The sequence below is a fragment of the Nocardia sp. NPDC059240 genome, assembly GCF_042753865.1.
Lineage (GTDB): Bacteria > Actinomycetota > Actinomycetes > Mycobacteriales > Mycobacteriaceae > Nocardia.
The window spans coordinates 191378-210429 of the sequence record NZ_JBHZAC010000001.1; the positions used below are offsets into that span (position 1 = coordinate 191378).

The 19052-nt window shown below is 66.0% G+C and carries 21 protein-coding genes; 12 read left to right on the forward strand and 9 right to left on the reverse strand.

Going from position 1 to position 19052, the window contains the following annotated elements:
- Window positions 1-55: 55 nt before the first annotated feature.
- On the reverse strand, window positions 56-1177 hold the full coding sequence (gene dnaN, locus ACFXHA_RS00925; RefSeq protein WP_379351940.1) for a DNA polymerase III subunit beta: 1122 nt from the start codon (window positions 1175-1177) through the stop codon (window positions 56-58).
- The gene (locus tag ACFXHA_RS00930) at window positions 1174-1548 is read right to left on the reverse strand and encodes a hypothetical protein (RefSeq protein ID WP_379351941.1); all 375 of its coding nucleotides are present in this window, start codon (window positions 1546-1548) and stop codon (window positions 1174-1176) included. The genes dnaN and ACFXHA_RS00930 overlap by 4 nt, the downstream gene beginning before the upstream one ends.
- 96 nt (window positions 1549-1644) lie before the next feature.
- Between ACFXHA_RS00930 and ACFXHA_RS00935 the strand changes: the two genes are divergently transcribed.
- The 7 genes from ACFXHA_RS00935 (at window position 1645) to ACFXHA_RS00965 (ending at window position 9286) form a co-directional block, all read left to right on the forward strand.
- A complete protein-coding gene (locus ACFXHA_RS00935) occupies window positions 1645-3384 on the forward strand; it encodes an amidohydrolase family protein (protein WP_379351942.1) in 1740 nt (579 codons plus the stop codon).
- The gene (locus tag ACFXHA_RS00940) at window positions 3385-3990 is read left to right on the forward strand and encodes a TetR/AcrR family transcriptional regulator (protein ID WP_379351943.1); all 606 of its coding nucleotides are present in this window, start codon (window positions 3385-3387) and stop codon (window positions 3988-3990) included.
- A gap of 101 nt (window positions 3991-4091) precedes the next feature.
- A complete protein-coding gene (locus ACFXHA_RS00945) occupies window positions 4092-5111 on the forward strand; it encodes a hypothetical protein (RefSeq protein ID WP_379351944.1) in 1020 nt (339 codons plus the stop codon).
- 118 nt (window positions 5112-5229) lie between these two features.
- The gene (locus tag ACFXHA_RS00950) at window positions 5230-6153 is read left to right on the forward strand and encodes an SMP-30/gluconolactonase/LRE family protein (RefSeq protein WP_379351945.1); all 924 of its coding nucleotides are present in this window, start codon (window positions 5230-5232) and stop codon (window positions 6151-6153) included.
- 519 nt (window positions 6154-6672) lie between these two features.
- Window positions 6673-7536, forward strand: coding sequence for a hypothetical protein (locus tag ACFXHA_RS00955; RefSeq protein WP_379351946.1), 864 nt, complete (start codon window positions 6673-6675; stop codon window positions 7534-7536).
- A gap of 219 nt (window positions 7537-7755) precedes the next feature.
- Window positions 7756-8376, forward strand: a complete 621-nt coding sequence (locus ACFXHA_RS00960; protein ID WP_379351947.1) for a hypothetical protein — start codon at window positions 7756-7758, stop codon at window positions 8374-8376.
- 94 nt (window positions 8377-8470) lie between these two features.
- Window positions 8471-9286: an SAM-dependent methyltransferase gene (locus ACFXHA_RS00965; protein WP_379351948.1), complete on the forward strand. Its 816-nt coding sequence runs from the start codon at window positions 8471-8473 to the stop codon at window positions 9284-9286.
- Window positions 9287-9323: 37 nt separating this feature from the next.
- Here ACFXHA_RS00965 and ACFXHA_RS00970 read toward each other — a convergent pair whose 3' ends face one another.
- Together ACFXHA_RS00970 and ACFXHA_RS00975 are read right to left on the reverse strand one after the other, a co-directional pair.
- Window positions 9324-10268 carry an SDR family NAD(P)-dependent oxidoreductase gene (locus ACFXHA_RS00970; RefSeq protein ID WP_379351949.1) on the reverse strand — a complete coding sequence of 315 codons (945 nt, stop codon included), beginning with the start codon at window positions 10266-10268 and terminating at the stop codon, window positions 9324-9326.
- Window positions 10265-11302, reverse strand: a complete 1038-nt coding sequence (locus ACFXHA_RS00975; protein WP_379351950.1) for a hypothetical protein — start codon at window positions 11300-11302, stop codon at window positions 10265-10267. The genes ACFXHA_RS00970 and ACFXHA_RS00975 overlap by 4 nt, the downstream gene beginning before the upstream one ends.
- A gap of 104 nt (window positions 11303-11406) precedes the next feature.
- On the opposite strand from ACFXHA_RS00975, the gene ACFXHA_RS00980 reads away from it, so the two are divergent.
- A complete protein-coding gene (locus ACFXHA_RS00980; protein ID WP_379351951.1) occupies window positions 11407-12033 on the forward strand; it encodes a TetR/AcrR family transcriptional regulator in 627 nt (208 codons plus the stop codon).
- Here ACFXHA_RS00980 and ACFXHA_RS00985 read toward each other — a convergent pair.
- Window positions 12030-12476 (reverse strand): heme-binding protein, encoded by a 447-nt coding sequence (locus tag ACFXHA_RS00985; protein WP_379351952.1) that lies wholly within the window; start codon window positions 12474-12476, stop codon window positions 12030-12032. The two genes, ACFXHA_RS00980 and ACFXHA_RS00985, sit on opposite strands and share 4 nt — an antisense overlap.
- 59 nt (window positions 12477-12535) lie before the next feature.
- Here ACFXHA_RS00985 and ACFXHA_RS00990 point away from each other — a divergent pair, with 59 nt between their 5' ends.
- Entirely contained in the window at window positions 12536-12961 is a 426-nt protein-coding gene (locus ACFXHA_RS00990) for a MarR family winged helix-turn-helix transcriptional regulator (protein WP_379351953.1), read from the forward strand.
- Window positions 12962-12981: 20 nt separating this feature from the next.
- Here the strand turns inward: ACFXHA_RS00990 and ACFXHA_RS00995 are convergent, their stop codons facing one another.
- Both ACFXHA_RS00995 and ACFXHA_RS01000 read right to left on the reverse strand, forming a co-directional pair.
- Window positions 12982-13590 carry a GNAT family N-acetyltransferase gene (locus ACFXHA_RS00995; RefSeq protein WP_379351954.1) on the reverse strand — a complete coding sequence of 203 codons (609 nt, stop codon included), beginning with the start codon at window positions 13588-13590 and terminating at the stop codon, window positions 12982-12984.
- A 4-nt stretch (window positions 13591-13594) separates the two neighbouring features.
- The gene (locus tag ACFXHA_RS01000) at window positions 13595-14551 is read right to left on the reverse strand and encodes an MBL fold metallo-hydrolase (protein WP_379351955.1); all 957 of its coding nucleotides are present in this window, start codon (window positions 14549-14551) and stop codon (window positions 13595-13597) included.
- A 47-nt stretch (window positions 14552-14598) separates the two neighbouring features.
- On the opposite strand from ACFXHA_RS01000, the gene ACFXHA_RS01005 reads away from it, so the two are divergent.
- Window positions 14599-15039: a MerR family transcriptional regulator gene (locus ACFXHA_RS01005; protein ID WP_379351956.1), complete on the forward strand. Its 441-nt coding sequence runs from the start codon at window positions 14599-14601 to the stop codon at window positions 15037-15039.
- A 28-nt stretch (window positions 15040-15067) separates the two neighbouring features.
- Entirely contained in the window at window positions 15068-15667 is a 600-nt protein-coding gene (locus ACFXHA_RS01010; protein ID WP_379351957.1) for a DUF4232 domain-containing protein, read from the forward strand.
- Between the two features lie 6 nt (window positions 15668-15673).
- Here the strand turns inward: ACFXHA_RS01010 and ACFXHA_RS01015 are convergent, their stop codons facing one another.
- Window positions 15674-17002, reverse strand: coding sequence for a cytochrome P450 (locus tag ACFXHA_RS01015; protein ID WP_379351958.1), 1329 nt, complete (start codon window positions 17000-17002; stop codon window positions 15674-15676).
- Between the two features lie 117 nt (window positions 17003-17119).
- Window positions 17120-17740, reverse strand: a complete 621-nt coding sequence (locus ACFXHA_RS01020) for a pentapeptide repeat-containing protein (RefSeq protein WP_379351959.1) — start codon at window positions 17738-17740, stop codon at window positions 17120-17122.
- A gap of 131 nt (window positions 17741-17871) precedes the next feature.
- Between ACFXHA_RS01020 and ACFXHA_RS01025 the strand changes: the two genes are divergently transcribed.
- The gene (locus ACFXHA_RS01025; protein ID WP_379351960.1) at window positions 17872-19008 is read left to right on the forward strand and encodes an epoxide hydrolase family protein; all 1137 of its coding nucleotides are present in this window, start codon (window positions 17872-17874) and stop codon (window positions 19006-19008) included.
- Window positions 19009-19052: the final 44 nt, after the last annotated feature.

Below are 19052 nucleotides of genomic sequence, written 5' to 3' on the forward strand. Positions count from 1 at the left end.
CGCTACCGGTCCGAGAGTGAAATGGTAAGCCGCGCAGTTGATCCGAACCCATGTCCTATCCGGGTAGGCGGACAGGCATGAGCACATACCTGAGGTCGTGGTGTTCTTCGGAACCGGCGGCTCGCAAAGTGGCGGCACGGGTGGGTCCGTTGAGGGCGATCTCGACATATTCGGTATGTGTGGCGGTGAGGCCTTCGAGTAGATAGCGAGGATTGAAAGCGACGGTTACCGGGTCGCCGTCGAATTCGGCGGGGATGGTCTCCTCGGCGTTGCCCTCGTTGCCGCCACCTGCGGAGAGGCGGGCTTTGGTTGGGGTGAAGGTCAATTCGATCTGGTGGCCGCGAGGCGACAGGAGCGAAACTCGCTTGATCGCCTCGGCCAGTGCGGCACTCGCGAGGCGGGCCGTCGCGGTTCGACGGTCTTCGAGGTAGCGCTGATAGGGGGCATAGGGCAGGTCGAGGGTGCGCAGTGTGTGGTGCTGCCCGACGGTGCTGAGGCCCAGGATGGTTCGGTTTGGGCAGGCCGCGATGTCGATGTGCGGGCCCGACAGGGCTTTCGCCGTCTCCGCGAAGGCGCGCGCCGGGACGAGCAATCCGGTGGGTGGCTGGTCGTCGATCGGGGTGATCGGCTGCCAGTCCAGGTCGCGAATCGCGATGCGGAAGCGGTCGGTGCTGACCAATCTCAGGAATGCGGGATGAAATTCGACGTTGATCCCGGTCAGCATCGGCAGGGTGTCGTCGCGGCCCGCGGCAATGGCGACCTGGTTCACGGCGTCGCGAAGCTGCGCACAGTCGACGGTGCCCATTGTCGGCGGTGCGGCAGGGAGCTCCGGGTAGTCCTCGACGGCCATCAGCGGCAGCTCGAATCGTGTCGGCCCGCAGACGATTTCGAGCCGGGCGTCGTCGGCGAACAGTTCGACCGGATACGCGGGGAGGGCGCGGGCGATCTCGGTGAGCAATCGCCCCGAAACCAGCACGGTTCCGGGCTCGCCGACCTCGGCCCCGCCGATGCGGGACTGCGCGGAGACCTCATGGTCGAACCCCGCCACCGACGCCGAATCCGCTTCCGCCCGTAGCCGAATCCCCGCCAGCACCGGAATCGATGGGCGGCGCGGAACCGCCGCTGCTACCGCTGATAACGCCTCGGTGAGTGCGTCGCGTTCGACACGAAGTTTCATCGGTTTTCTTCCTCGTCGATCGTTCGATATTCCAGGCGGCGGTGCAGTGCGCTCGCCCGCGCGTGAGCGGCTTGCTTGGATCGGTGCCCGAACGCCTCGGCAATCCAGCTCCAGCTGTTGCCGTGTTCGCCGGCGGCCCGCATCAACTCCAGTTCCAGCCGATCCAGTTCGGTCCGTGCCGCCGTCAATTGCATGACCGCCGCATAGATCACGCGATGCGGCAGCTCGATGCCGTCATCGCCGCCCAGCCGATCCAGCACCGCGCGCACGGCGGCGGCCGGATTCGCCTGGACAGCATCACGTGACGCGGGCGAGGTGGCGTGCAACCACTCCGCGAGTAGCGCCGCATCCGGCCCTTCAGGGTCTGCCATGCTCTGAACTCTATCCCATCGTCAAAATAATTTTGACGATGCCGCAAGTCCGATCGAACCCTTGACAGTTAGTAACCGATCGGTTGCAATGTTGATGTGGGCTACGACACGATCATCAAGAGCGGCCGCTGGTTCGATGGCGCCGGATCTCCTTCGGCCATACGCCATCTCGGGTTGCGCGGTGAACGCGTCGTCGCGGTGTCCGCGGCACCACTCGACGAAACCGATTGCCCGAGAATCATCGAGGCCGAAGGCAAATGGGTGATGCCGGGCATGATCGACATCCACACCCACTACGACATCGAGGTGCTGAAGGCCCCGGAACTGTCCGAGTCGCTGCGGCACGGAATTACGACGGTGATCCTCGGTTCGTGCTCGCTGTCCACGGTGCACGCCGAAGCCAACGATGCGGGAGATCTGTTCGGCCGGGTCGAGGCGATTCCACGCGAACACGTCATCGAAGCGGTCAAAGCGAAGAGCTGGAACTCCGCCCGCGAATACGTCGCCGCGCTCGAGGATCTGCCGTTGGGGCCCAATCTGGCCGCGATGATCGGACATTCGGACATCCGGACCGCGCTCATGGGCCTGGATCGGGCGACCCGCAAGGAGGTCAAGCCCACCGATGCCGAACAGGCGGCGATGGAAGCCGCACTCAGCGAGGCACTCGACGCCGGATTCGTGGGGATGTCGGCGCAGCAACTGCTCTTCGACAAACTCGACGGCGAGGTCGCGCGATCGCGCACCCTGCCGTCGACCTATGCGGGTGCGCGGGAACGACGGCGGCTCAACGCGATTCTGCGCCGACGCGGGCGAGTCTTGCAGGGCGGGCCCGATGTCACGTCGCCGCGCAGTATCGCCGCCATGACCTTCAGCAGCGTCGGACTCTTCCGCCGACGTTTGAAGACCACGCTGATCTCGGCGGCCGACCTGAAAGCGAATCCGCTGCTGGTGCACCTGATGGGCGCCATCACCCGCGTGGTCAACGGGCTCGGCGGCGACTTCCGCTGGCAGCATCTCCCGATTCCGTTCGAGGTGTACGCGGACGGCATCGATCTGGTCATCTTCGAGGAGTTCGGTTCCGGCGCGGCCGCACTGCATCTCGCCGACCAGGTGGAACGCAACGCACTCATGCGTGACGAGTCCTACCGCCGGCGCTTCCGCAGGGATTACGACTCCAAGTTCGGAATCCGGGTGTGGCACCGGGACTTCTTCGACGCCGAAATTGTCGGCTGCCCCGATGCGGATGTCATCGGCAAGACCTTCGGGCAGGTGGGTGCCGACCGCGGCGGTCTGCATCCGGTGGACGCATTCCTGGATCTGGTGGTCGAGCACGGCACCAAATTGCGTTGGCGCACCACGATCTCCAACCATCGACCCGCCATGCTCAACAAGCTCAGCGCTCACCCCGGCGTGCAACTGGGGTTCTCCGACGCGGGCGCACACCTGCGCAATATGGCCTTCTACAACTTCGGCCTGCGCTTCCTGCGGCGCGTCAAGGATGCCGAAGCATCCGGCAATCCATTCCTCACCCTGGAACACGCCGTGCGGCGAGTGACCGGCGAACTAGCCGACTGGTACGGCCTCGACGCCGGATACCTGCGTGAAGGCGACCGCGCCGACCTGCTCATCGTCGATCCGGCCGGCCTCGACGAATCACTCGAGGCGTACGCCGAGTGCCCCGTGCCGACCTACGGCGGCCTGCCACGTATGGTCAATCGCAATGACAAAGCCGTGTCGGCCGTATTCGTCGGTGGCCAGTACGTCTTCGGCGATGGTGTACCCGCCGAGACCCTGGGCGCCGACCGGATCGGCCGATTCCTGCGAGCTGGAGGGTAATTGACGACCGCGCGACGAACTCAGGCCGAGCGCCGCGCCACCACCATCGCCAAACTCGTCGATGCCACCATCGAGGCCATCGCCGAGATCGGCTACCACAATGCCTCACTCGGCGAGATCAGCAGTCGCGCAGGCGTATCCAAGGGCGCGGTCTTCCGCCACTTCGACTCCCGCACCGACCTGGTCGCCGCCGCCGCGGACGAGGTCCGCCGCCGCCACATGCTCGTGGCGGCGGAAATCCGCAACGCCGAGAACACGACCCAGCCGCTGGACCTCACCGCAATTCTGCGCTTGGTCCGCGGCGAGATTCGCGACACCACCAACACGGTCTGGTTCGAACTGCTGGTAGCCGCCCGCACCGAGCCCGAACTACGCACCCGCCTCGAACCTGTACTCCGCGACATGATGCGCGAAGTCGAAGACCTCGCCATCACAGTCCTGGGCCCCGACATCCCCTCGGACGCCGCCCGCCTCCTGATCACCTCCGTGATCCACATGTTCGACGGCGAGGCGATCATCCGCCACACCTACCCCCGCCCCGACCTCGAGGAAGCCCGCATCGAGCAGGTCGCCTCGGCCTTCCGCCAGCTGACGACCGGCCAGTAGCCCGACTTTGCAGCGGTGCAGGCACGGCCCAGTTGCGAAGGCCGCCAACGCCTGTCAGCATCGACCCTCATGATTGGAAGAATCGAGTTCTCCCCCGCGCGGTGAGTGAGTTCACCGGCTCGGACCAGACCGGCCGCCACACCACCTTCTACGAGCACGCGCTCGCTCTCGCCCGCAGTCACCCGGACATCCCTCTTCCCGAAGAGGGCAAACCGTATCCGGATGCCAACCGTCGAGGCATTCGCCGGGGGAGTGACGACAGGTCTGATTTCCAGGGCGTTCGCACCACCCGGCTCATCGACGAATTCTTCAGCACGCCAGCGGAACACCGCGACATCGCAGAGCTCTGCCGCAAGGTCATCGAGTACGACATCGAGATTGTTCTGTGGCCCTCGATGGCGGCCGCGATCAGCCGCGCGCACCCCGATGAGGTCCGCGAGGTAGGCCGCCACCTCGCGCGTACCAGCGTCGACATGAATCCGACAGTGCTCGGCATGGCCATGCTCGCAGTCGTCGGAACCGAAGCGGACGTCCCCCTGATTCAGACCATCGGCCTACTCGCCGACACCTTCGGACACCTTGCCGCCAAGGCTCTCACCCGCCTCCCTGACGCGACCACCAACCTCATCTGGCTCGCCGACCGCACCGCAGCCTGGGGTCGGGTGGATCTCGTCTATGCCATCTGCGAGCTCGGAGACCCCCCAGCCGAACCCTGGTTACTCCGAAAGCCCTGCGATGGCCACTATCTCAACGGCGAATTCGCCTACAAGGTTGCCTGCGCCGCCCCGATCCACTCGGCACTAGCCGCACCGAATGCCGACGAGGCTCTCGTCGACCACACCGGAGACCTCCTGGCCACCCTGGTCTGGTGCGACGGCATGGGCGGCACCATCTGGGACTACAAGCACGCCGAACAGGTTCTCGCCGACTACCTCTCGCACACACGCCGACTCGCACCGAACCCGGATCGGTACCACTCGGTGTGGGTCCTCGCCCGCTTTCTGGATGGCCAGGACCACCCTCCGCCGAACTGGGCAACCTTGGAATCGCTGCGAACCGGCTACCAGTCGCTCCTGACCACACCGTCCTGGCACTCCGTCTCACCGACCCAACGTGGCTGACCAACATCGCGGCGTGGATTCCAGACCGGGGGCACAGTCTGATGTTCTCACCTACACGAATTGTGTTACCGCGTAAGTGAATACGATGAATGTCAATAGGGTGTGCCGTATGCGATCGATGAGCACGCGATTCGGTGCTGCCGGGATGGCTGCTGCGGTGCTGGTGGGGATGGTGTCGGGCGCGGTTGCGCAGGCCGCCCCGGCTTCCGAGTGCGACGGCTGGCGGATGGACACCCTGGCGCAGGGGCTGGGCAACCTGGAGAATCTCGAAAGCGATGGGAATGGTGGGTTCTTCGTCTCCGGTTTGGAAGCGCACAAGCTGTTCGACATCGACGCTGTTGGCACTGTCATTGTCGTGCGCGACGATTTCAGTTCCGGACCGGGCGGGTTGCAGCGGGACGGCAGCACGTTGTATGTCGGGGGCGGCGGCATGGCCGACGGTGCCGTAGGCGTGCACGCGCTGGACACGGCGACCGGCGCGGTGACCCACGTGACCGATCTCAGCGGCAACGGCCTGCTGCGGTTGCCGAATGGGGACATGCTGGCCACCTGGATAGGCACCGAGGGCACTCCGCCGACCGGTGTCAGCGCCTACCACCACGACACCGGTGTGGTGCAACCTGATTGGAGCCCGGTTCCCCGCTCCGAAGGACTGGCGCTGAGCCCCGACGGCACCACGGTCTACACCGACGACCTGTTCACCGGTCAGATCTACCGCATCCCGCTCGCCGATCCCGGCCGTTGGACCATCGCGGGCCGGATCGGCGGCATCGCCCCCGGCGACGACGACCTCACCATGACCCAGACCGGAATCCTGTACGTAGCAGCCCATATCAGCGGCTCGATCGACCGTTTCGACCCGGCGACCGGCGCCACCTGCTCGATCGCGACCGGCATCTCCTGGGGCTGGACCGGCCCGTCGTCGGTCCGCATCGGCCGGGACGGTGACAGCTGGGCCCTCTATGTCACTGCCTTCGACGGCACGTTCCGTCGCATCCGACCCCCGGCTGGTGTCGATCTCACTCCGGTCCTGACCGACTGACGGCGGCCAGCACTTCAAGTGAGACCCCCACAGGCACCCCTTCTCATGAACTGAGAAGGGGTGCCTAGTTTTTGATGGGTTTCGTCATAGTTCCGTTGCGTTGTGTGCGACCAAACGGAAACGGAATTAATCCGACGTGCCGGGGGAGAAGCGGGCTGGCTGACCGCCGATAACGTTCACTTATCGGGGGTCAGGTGGGAATGAGTTGATTTGGGGCGGTGGGGGTTTCGTTTCGTGTTGTTGCGTTGGAAATAACGGAACCAACGCTACGATTCTCCGGTGTCGAGCATCTGTAACTACCCGGGCTGTATCAAACCGATTACTCGCGCCGGAGGGCCGGGGCGGCCGTCGGAATACTGTGAGCACCCGGACCACACGCGGTGGAGGGCGTGGCGGGAGCGGCAGCGGCAGCAACAGGCGGAGGGGGAAACCTCGGTTGCGAACGTCACTGTGACGCAACAGGGTCCGGTGACTGTGGCTCGGCTGCGGGCGGATGAGCTGCTTGGGCAGTTTCGGATTTTGACCGATCAGCTGGGGAATACGTTGACTGCCGCGGTGGCGGAGTTGTCTACGCTGGCGGATCCGGCGGTGGCGGAGGCGCAGGTCCAGGCGGTGCAGGCGGATGCCGCGCGGCGGATTGCGGAGGCGGAGATGGCCACCGTGGCTGCCGAGCAGAAGCGGCGGGAGGCCGAGGAGGCCAGGGCGGCAGCGGAATCGGCGGCCGAGGATGCGGCCTTGGCCGCCGAAGAGGCGGAGGCTCGGATCGCGGAGGCGCTTGCTGCCCGCGATCACGCGCTCAAAGAGGTTGAGCATGTCACCAAGCAGGCCGCCGATGATGTCTTCGCCGCACGCGCGGACGCGGAGGCCGAGATCCGCACGGTGCGCAGGGAAACCGCGGACGACGTCGAACGTGCCCGGCAGCAGGCCGGCGAGGATATCGAACTGGCCCGCGCCAAGGCTGCGGCCGAGATCGAGCAGGTCCGTCGCGATTCGGGGCAGCGCATCACCGCCGCGGGCGCGGAACGCGACCTTGCCGTCCAGCGGGCGGCGGATGCCGAGCGCGCCATCGAGCGCGCGGAAACCGCAGTCGCGGAACGTAACCAGGTGGTCGCTGAAACCCGCGAGGAACTCAAGCAGGCGCGAACCGACCTGGATCGAGTCCGCACCGAGAGCGCCGAGGCGCGCCGGCAGGCCGCCGCCGATCTGGCCGACGTGCGGAAAGACTCGGCAGCCGCGCTCGACAAGGCGCGTCAGGAGGCAGCCGAGCGCCTGGCCACCCTCGATGATGCTCGCGCTCAAACTCTCGCCCGCGCCGAACGAGCCGAACAACAACTGGATGCGCTCTTGGCGCAACGCGTCACGACCACCACCGCGAGTCACTGAGCGCGACCAGATCGATAAGCATTCCTCCTCGATCGATAAGCGGCCCCCAGAACTAGGGGCGTCGACGCCGATGACTTCCCCCCTGTCCGAGCCTTAGTGTTCCGACAGGGGGTGTTCATCCCCCTGAATTCGTGTCGACCGGTTCTGTGGTGAATCGGCGAAAGTTGTTGTGGTGCAGCCGATGAGTCGGGGCTGGGGCTGCACGCTCAGGAGGATTGAATGTCCGCTGTGGCGGAAGGGCGCGCGCGCCTTCAGGTGGTTACTCGTGTCGCGGTATTGCTGATGGCCCCGATTGTCGTGCTGGCGGCGGGCTGTTCGAGCGACTCGGGCAAGTCGAACGTGACGGCGAAGATCTCCGCGACCACCACGGTGGCGGCCACGACGAGTCCCGGTGCGTCCGTGACAAGTTCACCCGCGGTGCAGCCCGGCGGCGGCAACCCGGGGTCGCAGCCGTACCAGGGCGGAAATACGCAGGGCGGGAACAACCCTCAGCAGCCGAACCCGGCGGGGGATCAGCCCGGACCTGCCCAGGATCCGGGCACGCCCGCTCCCACCCCGGTGAAGTGCACCGATCAGATCAACTATGCCGGGGACCCGCGCTCGAACGCCGAGATCAACACTCTCGGTGACCAGTTGGGTCACTGCCCGGATCCGATCCCGGCCACTACCACCACGGTGGCACCGACCACCACGACCACCACGACGGTGGCACCCACAACCACCGATACCGGAACCACGGCGCCGGTGACTACCACCCAAACCGCCGCTCCCGCACCGACAACCACCACGGTGGCACCCACGACCACCGTCGCGGCCCCCACCACGACCGCCACGAATTAGGCCCGATTCGTCATATCGGCCGGGTGGCGGTGATCATCGTGATCACCGAAGATTTCCTGGTGGGTAGCGGTATCGTCGGTGTGGAAAGAGGGGTGTGTGCGACTTGAACATCAACGCCATGCGGCAGCGGCAGTCTCGGCCGAGTGTGGCACGCGTGTACAGTTATGTGCTCGGCGGGCGCGATAACTACGGTGTCGACAAGGATCTGGGTGATTACTTCATCGAAGATCTTCCCGGGTCCGAGATGCTGGCCATCACCAACCGGGATGCGGTGCTGCGTGCCACCCGGTTGATGGCCGAGTCGGGTATCCGCCAGGTGATCGATATGGGCTGCGGGCTGCCGGCGAGCGTCAATGTGCACCAGGTCTTGCGGCAGACGCATCCGGATGGCCGCGTGATCTATGTGGACGATGACCCGTTCGTGGTCGCGCACGGTCGCGCACTGCTCGCGGTGGATGAGTCGATTGCGGTGGTGGAGGCCGATATTCGCGACCCCGGCAGCATCGAGAAGCACGCCGATGTGCAGCGGCTGATCAACTTCGACGAGCCGGTCGGCATCCTCTTCGGCATCACGCTGAGCTTCGTCAATGACGAAGAGGATCCGGCGAGTGTGGTCCAGCACTGGACCGACCGAATGGCCGACGCGAGCCAGGTGTACCTCTCGCATTTCCGCACCGGCACCACCCGGCAGGCGGTCGCCACCGCGAACAAGATCCTCGAAGCCTTCGGCCGCGGCCGTTTCCGCACCGACGCCGAAATCGTTTCCTGCTTCGGCACTCTCACCCTCGACCCCGAGGGTCTGCGGCCCTGTGCCCAATGGCACGTCGACCCCACCGACGCCGACCCCGACAAGCCCGACCTCACCATCTGGGAAGAACTCGTGGTCGGCGGCCTGGCGCGAAAACAGTAGATCGGTGCTGCCCCTGGCGGTTTCGCCAGGGGTCCGGTCAGTGCAGCAGCACCTGCAGGTGTTCTTCGGTGACTTGCCAGAGTCGCTCGGCGGCGTCGGCGTCGAGGGCCCACGGGGCGTAGCCGCTGCGCTCGCCCGGCACATTGGGTTCGGCTTCTCTGCAGTCCTCGAAGTAGCGGCCGCCCACACCGTCGAGCAGGGGTGAGGTGGCGACGAGGACCGTGGTGGCGGCACCTTGTTCGGGAGTTTTGGTCTGAACGGATGCGACCTGCGCGGAGCTCTGAATCTGGGCAGCGCTCGGGGCGATTGCCGCCACATGGCGCTGCAGGCCGGTGGCCGGGATGACGCCCGGGTGCACGGCGTTCGCGGTGATGCCTTCGGCCGACCAGCGCTGGCTGGCCGCCACTGCGAACAGCGTGTTCGCGGTCTTGGACTGCGCGTAGGCGACCAGCGGGTTGTAGGGCGTGCGCTGGAAATGGAGATCGTCCCACTGGATATCGGACAGTAGGTGTGCACTCGAGGACACCGAGATGATGCGTGCGGCACTCGATTCCGCCAGCGCATCGTGCAGCGCGATGGTCAATGCCGCATGGCCGAGGTGATTGGCGGCGAACTGCGAGTCCCAGCCGAGGGTGGTGCGGGGATCCGGTGGCATCATCACTCCGGCGTTGTTGATCAGGACGTCCAACGGCCCGCGCCACTGCTGCGCGAATGCCTCGATCGACGTCGGATCGGTGAGTTCGACCGCTGCGGCCTGCACATAATTGCCGGTGGCAGCGGTGATTTCCTGTGTGGCTGCTTCGGCGGCGGCGAGTGTACGGGCTGTGAGGGTGACCGTGGCACCCGCGCTCGCCAGCACGCGGGCGGTCTCGGCGCCGATGCCGGACGCGCCGCCGGTGACGATGATCCGCTTGCCGGACAAGTCGGTACCGGCGACCACTTCGGTGGCGGTGGATTCTGCGTTGAACACGGTTTTGATCACTGGTCCGCATCCCCGTTGTAGCGGGCGGCGACGGCGGTGAACGCTGTCTTGGGTTCCCACGTCATGTCCGGGTAGGCGGTGCCGTGGCGGTCTTCGAGCACCTTGACGATGCCCAGGCTGGCACGGTCGAGGTCGTCGCGGGGGTCGCCGTCGGGGCGGTGGGGGTGACTGTGCAATGCGAACAGGAACACGAAAGTGCTGTCTACGCCTGCATTGTCGAAGATTTCGAGTAGTTCGCTGAGGTAGGCGGCCTGGCCGGCCTCGTCGCGGGCGTAGTCGCCGTTCAACCGGATCGCAGCGCCGGTGGCGGGGTCGTATTCGACGATCTCATTGCTGCGGGGCGCGATGTCGGCCGCGCCGCGCCAGGTGGCCGTGCCGAAACCGGTGATGGCCAACGGTTTTCCCTGTGCGACCAGGTCGCGTACACCCGCGGGGAACTGGTCGGCTACTTCGGCGGAGCGGATGAGTTCGATCGACATGATGTCGAACGGTGTCCAGTCGATGCGTTCGAAAGGGATGGCGCAGTAGGTGAGTTTGCCGCCGAAGTGCGCACGGACGACGGTAACTGCTTCGGCCAGGAAGGCGTTGAGCCGCGCGACCAGCTCGCCGACGCGCTCGTTGCGGGCATACGGGTCGCCGAGCAGAGACTCGAGCCGCTCCCACACGGTGTCGCCGGGCAGGAATTCCGGATTCATCAGGCTCAGCTCGACGCCGGTCACGAATACGACCTCGGCCCCGGCCTGCCGCAGCCGCTCGGCCCGGCGCGCGCAGTCGGCGAACAGCGACAGGATCTCGGTGTTCGACAGTTCCAGCGGATAGGGCGAGAACCACACCTCGAGCCCTAGTTCGGCGGCGAATCGAGCCGCCAGTTCCAGCCGATCGGCATCGCCTCCCACGATCTGAACGGCATTGCAGTGCAGATCATCTCGGATGATGGTCAGCTCGCGCCGGACAGTCTCGGGGTCGAAGTCCGTCCTCGATGCCTGGCCATTGGACAGAAAACCCGTGTCATAGGTCATCCCCTTGGCTCGCATGTGCATGGTCCTTTCGTCGATCTGGTCGGTCGACGCCACGCTAGCGCGAAAACATGCGTGTACGCAATATTGCGTATGCGCATTTTATGTGGCAAGATCGGAGCGTGACACCGAGACCGGCAGGATTGCGCGAGCGCAAGAAGCAAGCCACGCGCGAGGCGCTGCGGGAAGCCGCACTGCGCCTGGCCCTCGAACATGGACCGGACAACGTGCGTGTCGAAGACATCGCCGACGCGGCAGGTGTCTCACCGCGGACCTACAACAACTATTTCTCCAGCCGCGAGCAGGCGATCGTCGCCGCCGTCACCACCGACCGCGAGGAGCGAGTCGCCGCGGCGGTCGCGGCGCAGCCGACGGAAGTAGGCCTCGCAGAGGCCGTCGTCGAAGCCGTGGTGGCGCAGTACGACGATCCGGGTGAGCATCGTCGTGACGCCCTCTTGCTGATCAATACCCACCCGGCACTCCGTGCGACGTTCCTTGGTGACACCGCCGCGATCTCGAAGCCGCTGACCGCCGCGATCGCCGAACGTCTCGACGCACCAGGCGAATTCACCGCCCCGGTACTCGCGGCCGCAGTGGCCGCGGCCATCCACGTCGCCCTGGAACAATGGCTGCAGCCGACCACATCTGCGTCCGCCGGCTTCGTCGTCGTGACCGCGTCGCTGCCCGACCTACTCCGCGCCGCGCTCGCCCCCCTCGTCCCGGCGCTCGACGCGGCCGACGCCCGCTAAACGGTATTCCCGACTCCGACTTCGGCGCACTTTTCGTCCTCCTCGAGCGACCCTCCGGCGATTGCGATCGCACCGACGACCACCCCGTCGCGTCGGATCAGCCGGGCGGCCCCGCCCGCCACTATGGGTGTTCCGGCTACGTCGACTATCTGCGCGAACACCGCAGGGAAAGCCTCCTGCAAGCGCATCAGGTCGTTGCCGTCGCGACGAAACATCGCAACGCTGGAGGCTTTCGCCGGGGCGATACGAGCCGACATCGGCGATGCACCATCCATGCGATCGAGAACCTGTAGGTGCCCGCCGTCGTCGACGATGGCGATCGTGACTGCCGCGCCGAGTCCGATGGCGTGTTCGCGGACCCGGTCGCTGACCGCCCGGGCTTCGTTCAAAGTTAGTGCCATTGCGCTACTTCCAATATCTTGGGCCGACCAAGCTTGGTCCACCCAAGAATAACAAGGATTCTTGGTCGCACCAAGAGATTGGCTAGACTGCGCACATGGAAATGGGCGAAGCGCCGACTCGCCTGCGCAGCAAACCGAGCTGGCTGCTCAACAAGGTTGCCGCGCGGGCACATCGGGTCATCGGAGAAACGATGGCCGGTTTCGATGGGCACGCCCATCACTTCGCGATCCTCGCCGCGCTCGACGAATTCGGCCCGGACAGTCAGGTGCGGATCGGCCAGCGGTGCGGAATCGACCAAAGCGACATGAACACGATGCTCAATGAGCTGACAGCGCGCGGTCACGTCGCGCGCACCCCAGACCCCGATGACCGCCGCCGCAACCGGATCACCCTGACTGCCGCCGGACAACGACGGCTCGAAGAGCTCGACACGACACTCACCGCGGTCCAACACGACATCCTGAGTGCCTTATCGGCCAAGGAGCGCGACACGCTCACCCGGCTGCTCACTCGCATCCTCGAGTGAACGTGCTTTTCGAACACCGCCTAACGGGGGTTGCGCCACATCGGCCACAGGGGCGGGCCGCCCTCGGTGACGTCGAGGGTTCCGTTGTCCTCGAAGCCGAATCGTTGGTAGTACGGCACGTTGTCGGATTTGCTGGATTCGAGGTAGGCAGGGATGCCGTCGGCGTCGCAGCGGTCGAGACGGGAATTGAGTAGGGCTTGGCCGTAGCCGTGGCCGCGGACGCCGGGGAGGGTGCCGATGACTGCCAGGTACCAGTGCGGTTCCCGTGGGTGGGCGGCCATCATCCGGTCGGCGAACCGGCCTGCGGCGAACAGGCGGTGGCGGAAGGCGCGCACCAGGCCGGGTAATTGCCGGTAGGTGGCGGCGTCGTCGGCGTGCCAGTGTCCGGGTGGCGCCCAGAGTGCCGCGCCCACAATGGAATTCGCGTCGTTGCACACCACCTCCACCCCGCCGAGCGGGATGAAGTGGTGGCGGGCCTGGACGGTCCATAGGTCGGCGGTGCGGCGGGCGCGGGTGGCATCGTCGCGGATCAGCCATGAGACGATCGGATCATCGGCGAAGGCGATGCCCAATACTCGTGCCAATTCGGGGACATCGGACATCTGCGCAGGGCGCACGCTCATCGCCATGCGCTCACCGTAGCGGTTCGGCTGCCTCCGCACCCGGCGCGGCGAGGTGCAATGCCGCATCGTGATCATGGGTGGGGATAACTCTCAGTACCCGCTGTGCCAGGTGCAGCCGATGCAGCGTCTTGAAGGTCATTTCCCGGTCGTTGTCGACGAAAATGCCTGGGAAACCGGACTTCTGGCGAACCTTCTCGACTTGCAGCGCATGCCAGGCCGCATCGCCTGCCAGCAACACCCAGCCGCGGGCGGTATAGGCGAGCACGCCGATGCTGCCGGGCGTGTGCCCCGCGAGGTCGACGAGCACGACACTGCCGTCACCGAAGAGATCACGACTGCGGGTGAAGGTGAGCACCGGCGGCCCGTCGAGGTCGTATTCGACCACCGGCCGATCCACCAGCGAGTCCCGCACCCCGCCGACCGGAGCCACCGGACCCGCCATGGCCCACTGCCTTTCGACGCTGTGCAGGTGCACGGGCAGACCGGGTAGATCCAGCAGGCCGCAGACATGATCCCAATGCGCGTGGGTCGGCAGCGCGAAGTCCAGTGCGGGCAGGTCGGTTTCGGCCTGCAGTGCGGTGATCGTGGGAATGGTGTCGGCGGGCGGGCGCACGGCCGGCCGGAGCAGCGGCGCCAGTTGCGAGATGGCACGCTCTTCGGCGTCGAGGCAGAAGCTGGGATCGACGATGAAGGTGGCCTCGGGATGCTGCACCACGAACGAGGTCAGCGAGCTGCCGATGCGCCGCGGCGTGAAGACACCCTCGACCACGGCCGCGGTCGGCACCGAGCGCGCCGTCTGCGCCAGCGCCCGCACTCGCACCGTGCGCTCGGGCACCGGCAGCCCCGCATCGGTAATGGACCGCAGAAACCGCTGGTCGACAGGCCGGGGCCGGACCACGCCGGCGATCGAACTGGTTGCCGCGGCACAGCATTGGAGGAAGCTGGGATTGCGTACTGGTTCGGACATGCCCGAACGCTAATACTTAAGGTCGACATGAAGTAAAGGGGTGAATCGTGACGACAGTCCAGGACATGAGGATCGGTGACGCCGCCGCCGCGCTCGGCGTGGAGACGCACGTGCTGCGGCATTGGGAGTCGATGGGATTGCTCTTCCCGCCGCGCAGCTCGTCGGGGCACCGCAGCTACAACGAGCACATTCTCGATTACGCGCGGGTGATCCAGAAGTTGCAGCGCACCGGACTGTCCCTCGATCAGATCCGGCAGCTCGGTATCGGCGAATGCGACGATCGCCTGGCGATGCTGGCCGAGCGGCGGGCCGAGGTGCGGGCGCGAATCACCCTGTTGGAGGCCACCGATCGGTTCCTCGAGCATCTGGCCGAATGCAGTCATCCGATCATCAGCGAATGCGCCGAGTGCTCGGAGTTCGCGGCTCGCGGTCACATTCCGACCGGTCAGGGCGATAGATCAGTGGGGACGCCGGGTCGCGTCCGTTGAGTTGTTCCGAACGGGGAGGAGTTTGGGAATGCGCGTCCATGCCGAAATTTTCGCGGTGAGCGCCGTGGTGTTGGCGGTGGTCGGCTGCTCGTCGACCTCGACTACCACGGTCCCACCGACCGTGGTTCCGACCGCCTCTGGCGTGACCAGTATCGCGGGCGCGGTCCCGTCGGCCACTTCACCGGCGGCACAGCATGTTCCGGTCACCGCCGACCTCGCCGGCTGCGGTAGCGGGCAGGTTGATGTCACCGGTGAAGTGATGTCCCCGGCCACCGGTCACCGTGGCGTCAAACTCACATTCAGCCTGGCCGCAGGCTCCGCACCGTGCACGCTGACCGGGTACCCCGGCGTCGACAGCGGTGCGGGCGGTCCGCTGCTGCACGCGGATCGCACCCCGCGCGGATTCATGGGCGGCCTGCCGCAGGGCAGCGACGAACCGCCCACGGTGACACTGGATTCGGGCCACCCCGCCACCGCCGTGGTGGAGGGTCTGGCCTTCAACGCCGATGGCAACGGCTGCTCACTGTATTCGAATCTGCTGGTGACGCCGCCCAATTCGACCGATACCCGCACTGTCACAGTGACGATAGACAGTTGTGCCCTGCACGTGCACCCGGTCACCGGGTAGCGGCCGCTACACCGGCACCACGGTCTCGGCGGTCACCACCACGGGCGCACCGTTCGCCGGAATATGCGTGATGTTGCGGACCTTCGACGGCTCGCTGCCGGTCCCGGCGGGCAGCGAAAGCCGGTAGCGCGTCAGGATTTCCCGCAGCACGGCCGTGCCCTCCATGAGCGAGAACCCGGCCCCGATGCAGCGCCGCACGCCGCCGCCGAACGGCAGCCAGGTGTTCGCCGCGACCTCGCCTTCCAGGAATCGCTCGGGCCGGAAGGTCAGCGCGTCGGGGAACGCCGCCGTGCGCTCGTGGGCCAGCAGGATCGAGGTCGACACCACGGTGCCCTTGGGCAGCTCGATGCCGCCGATGGTCATGTCGCGGGTCAGTTTCCGTCCGGTCGCGGCGATCACGGTGTGCAGGCGCATGGCCTCCTTGAGCACCGCCTCGAGGTACTTCTCATCGCCGTCGTGTGCCGCGCGCCGGGCCTGCGCCTGGATCTCCGGGTTCGCGGCCAGCTCGTGGCACGCCCACGACAGCGCGGAGGCGGTGGTCTCGTGCCCGGCCAGCAGCAAGGTCACCAGCTGATCGCGCAACTCCGCGTCCGACAGCGGTGCGTCGGTAGGGTTTTCCCCGGACCCGGCCGCCAGTAGCCGCGACAGCACGTCGGTGCGCGCGTCCACATCCGGATGCGCTCGCCGCTCCCGGATCTCGCTGTAGAGCAGCTCGTTGATGGCGTTCTGGTTGTCGTCGAACCGTTTCCACGGTCCGCGCTGCTGTAGCCACGGGTACTTCCAGCCGAAGAACATGATCGGATTGACGTTCACGATTCGGCGCAGGCGCGGGGCCAGCTGATCGCGGCGGCGTTCGTCGGTCATGCCGAACACCACCTGCATGATGACATCGAGTGTCAGTTCGTTCATCCGGTCGAGCGTGTGCACGGTCGACCCGGATTCCCACCGGTCCACATGTTCCTTGGCGATGGCGTCGACCAGTGACCGATACCCGCGCAACGAGGAACCCACGAACGCCGGCATGAGCAGCCGCCGTGCCCGCGCGTGCTCGTCCTCATCGGTGAGTAGCAGGGAATGCTCGCCCATGATGTTGACCAGCAGCCGATTACCCTCCCCAGCATGCAGATCGGCCGGGTCGGCGGCGAAGATCTCCCGAATGTGCTCGGGCCGCGAGAACACGACGACGTTCTCGGAATAGGGCGGCACCAGGTGCAAGGTGAAGACATCCCCGTAGCGCCGGGCCGCCGCCCGCAGCATCGCCCCTCGCCATCGGGCGTAGAAGATGGTCTGTACGGTGCGCGGCACCGGCGGTCCGGGCGGATAGGCAGTGCTCACGATGCCGGTCCCTTCACATGTGCCGCTCCGTCGCGGCTGAAACTCTTGTCCTACAGAGTAGAACGAACGTTGTACCGAGCGGAACCGTTGTCGGCACCGGACACGGACGGGATCACCTCAGGCGGGCAGTACGCGGACGCCGAGGGCGGTCGCGAGCACGATCGCCTGATCCGGGTCGATGATCGCGCGCGTGATCGTGGTGGTCAGCGGATCGAGCGCGGTGATATCGCTACCGCGCAGGTCGGCTTCGGTGAAGTCGGCCTTGCTGAGCCACGCCCCGGACAGATCCACGCCCCGGAACGCAGCCTTCTGGCAGCGGGCGAAGGTCAGGTCGATCTCGCGCATACGCAGTTCGGAGAACGTGGTGCCGCGCAGGTCCGCGCCGGGTAGACCGACGAACGACCAGTCTCCGCCGGTTGCCTTCAGCAGCGTGAACGTGCAGCGATCGAACATGCTGCCGGTGAGCTTGCAGCTCGTGAACTCGGTCTCGAAGAACCGGCAGGCGGTGAAGGTGCAGTTCAAAAAGCCGGCACCGGTATGGACGGCCTGCGCGAAGCTCACATTGCGAAAGGCGCATTCGGTGAAAACCGTATTCCGCGTAGTGATTTCGCTCATGTCGACATCGAGGAATTCGACGCGGGTGTACTGATCGCCGCTCAGCTCCCGGCCGTACCAATCCTCGCCGCGGACCGTGCTCTCGGTCGGCGGCGCCAGCTCGCCGTTCCTACGATCGGCCAAGGCGCGACCCGCATTCCGACATCATGAGCTCACCGTAACGGCGCGTACCGACATGCTCGGACTGGTGGAGATCGAAGATCGAGCCACGATGTAGGACAGAAATTGGCCTACTCGATCCTTAGGGTAGGGGCATGACGGTTTTCGAGCCCTTCCGAATCCACATCTCCGACAACGATATCGAGGATCTGCGTACCCGGCTGGCACAAACCCGCTGGCCTTCGGAGCTGGCCGACGTGGGCTGGAGCTATGGCATTCCGACCGCCTATGTGCGCGAACTGTGCGAGTACTGGGGGAGCGGCTACGACTGGCGGTCCCGGGAGGCCGCACTGAATGCGCATCCGCAGTTCCGCACCGAGACCGACGGGCAGAGTCTGCATTTCACGCATGTCCGCTCGCCCGAGCCCGGCGCCTTGCCGCTGGTGCTGGTGCACGGCTGGCCCTTCGAGGACTTCACCGACCTGATCGGTCCGCTTACGGACCCGCGGGCGCACGGCGGCGACCCGGCAGACGCATTCCACCTGGTGATCCCGACCTTGCCCGGATTCGGGTTCTCCGGCCCGACCCGGCGTGCCGGTGACGCCGCCACCTCGCGCAGCGCCGAATTGATCGCGAAGCTGATGGCCGCCCTGGGGTACGAACGCTACGGCGCCCAGGGCGGTGACGCCGGCTCGTTCATCGCGCCGCAACTGGGTCGCATCGCCACCGATCACGTAGTCGGCGTGCACCTCAACGACCCGATCACCATCCCGGGCTGGGATGTCGACGGATCCGGTTTCAGCGCCGACGATCAGGCGAAGCTGGCGAGCATGAAGGATTGGAACAGCAAGCAGACCTCCGGCTACGCCGGTATGCACTCCACCCGCCCGCAGACCCTCGCTCCCGCGATGTCCGATTCGCCTGCGGCGTTGGCGGCCTGGGTGCTGGATGTCGTGAACACCTTCAAAGATCCGGCGAAGGCGACCCCGACCGACGCCATCGATCGCGACATGCTGCTGACCAATCTCTCGGTGCTGTGGTTCACCGACACCGCCGGTTCGTCCATGCGCTTGTACAAGGAAGCCCAGGCGTGGGGTGCGAGCCTGCCGGATTCCGGCGTCCCCACCGGGGTGGCGGTGTGCCCGGGCAACAACACTATTCGTGGCATCGCCGAACAGCAGAACACCCTGGTGCACTGGTCGGAGTTCGATCGCGGCGGCCATTTTGCGCCGATGGAGGTCCCCGATCTGATGATCAGCGATCTGCGTGACTTCTTCCGAAAGCTGCGTTGATCGACTGAATGGCACACCGCCGCAACCACTTCCGCCGCTATCCG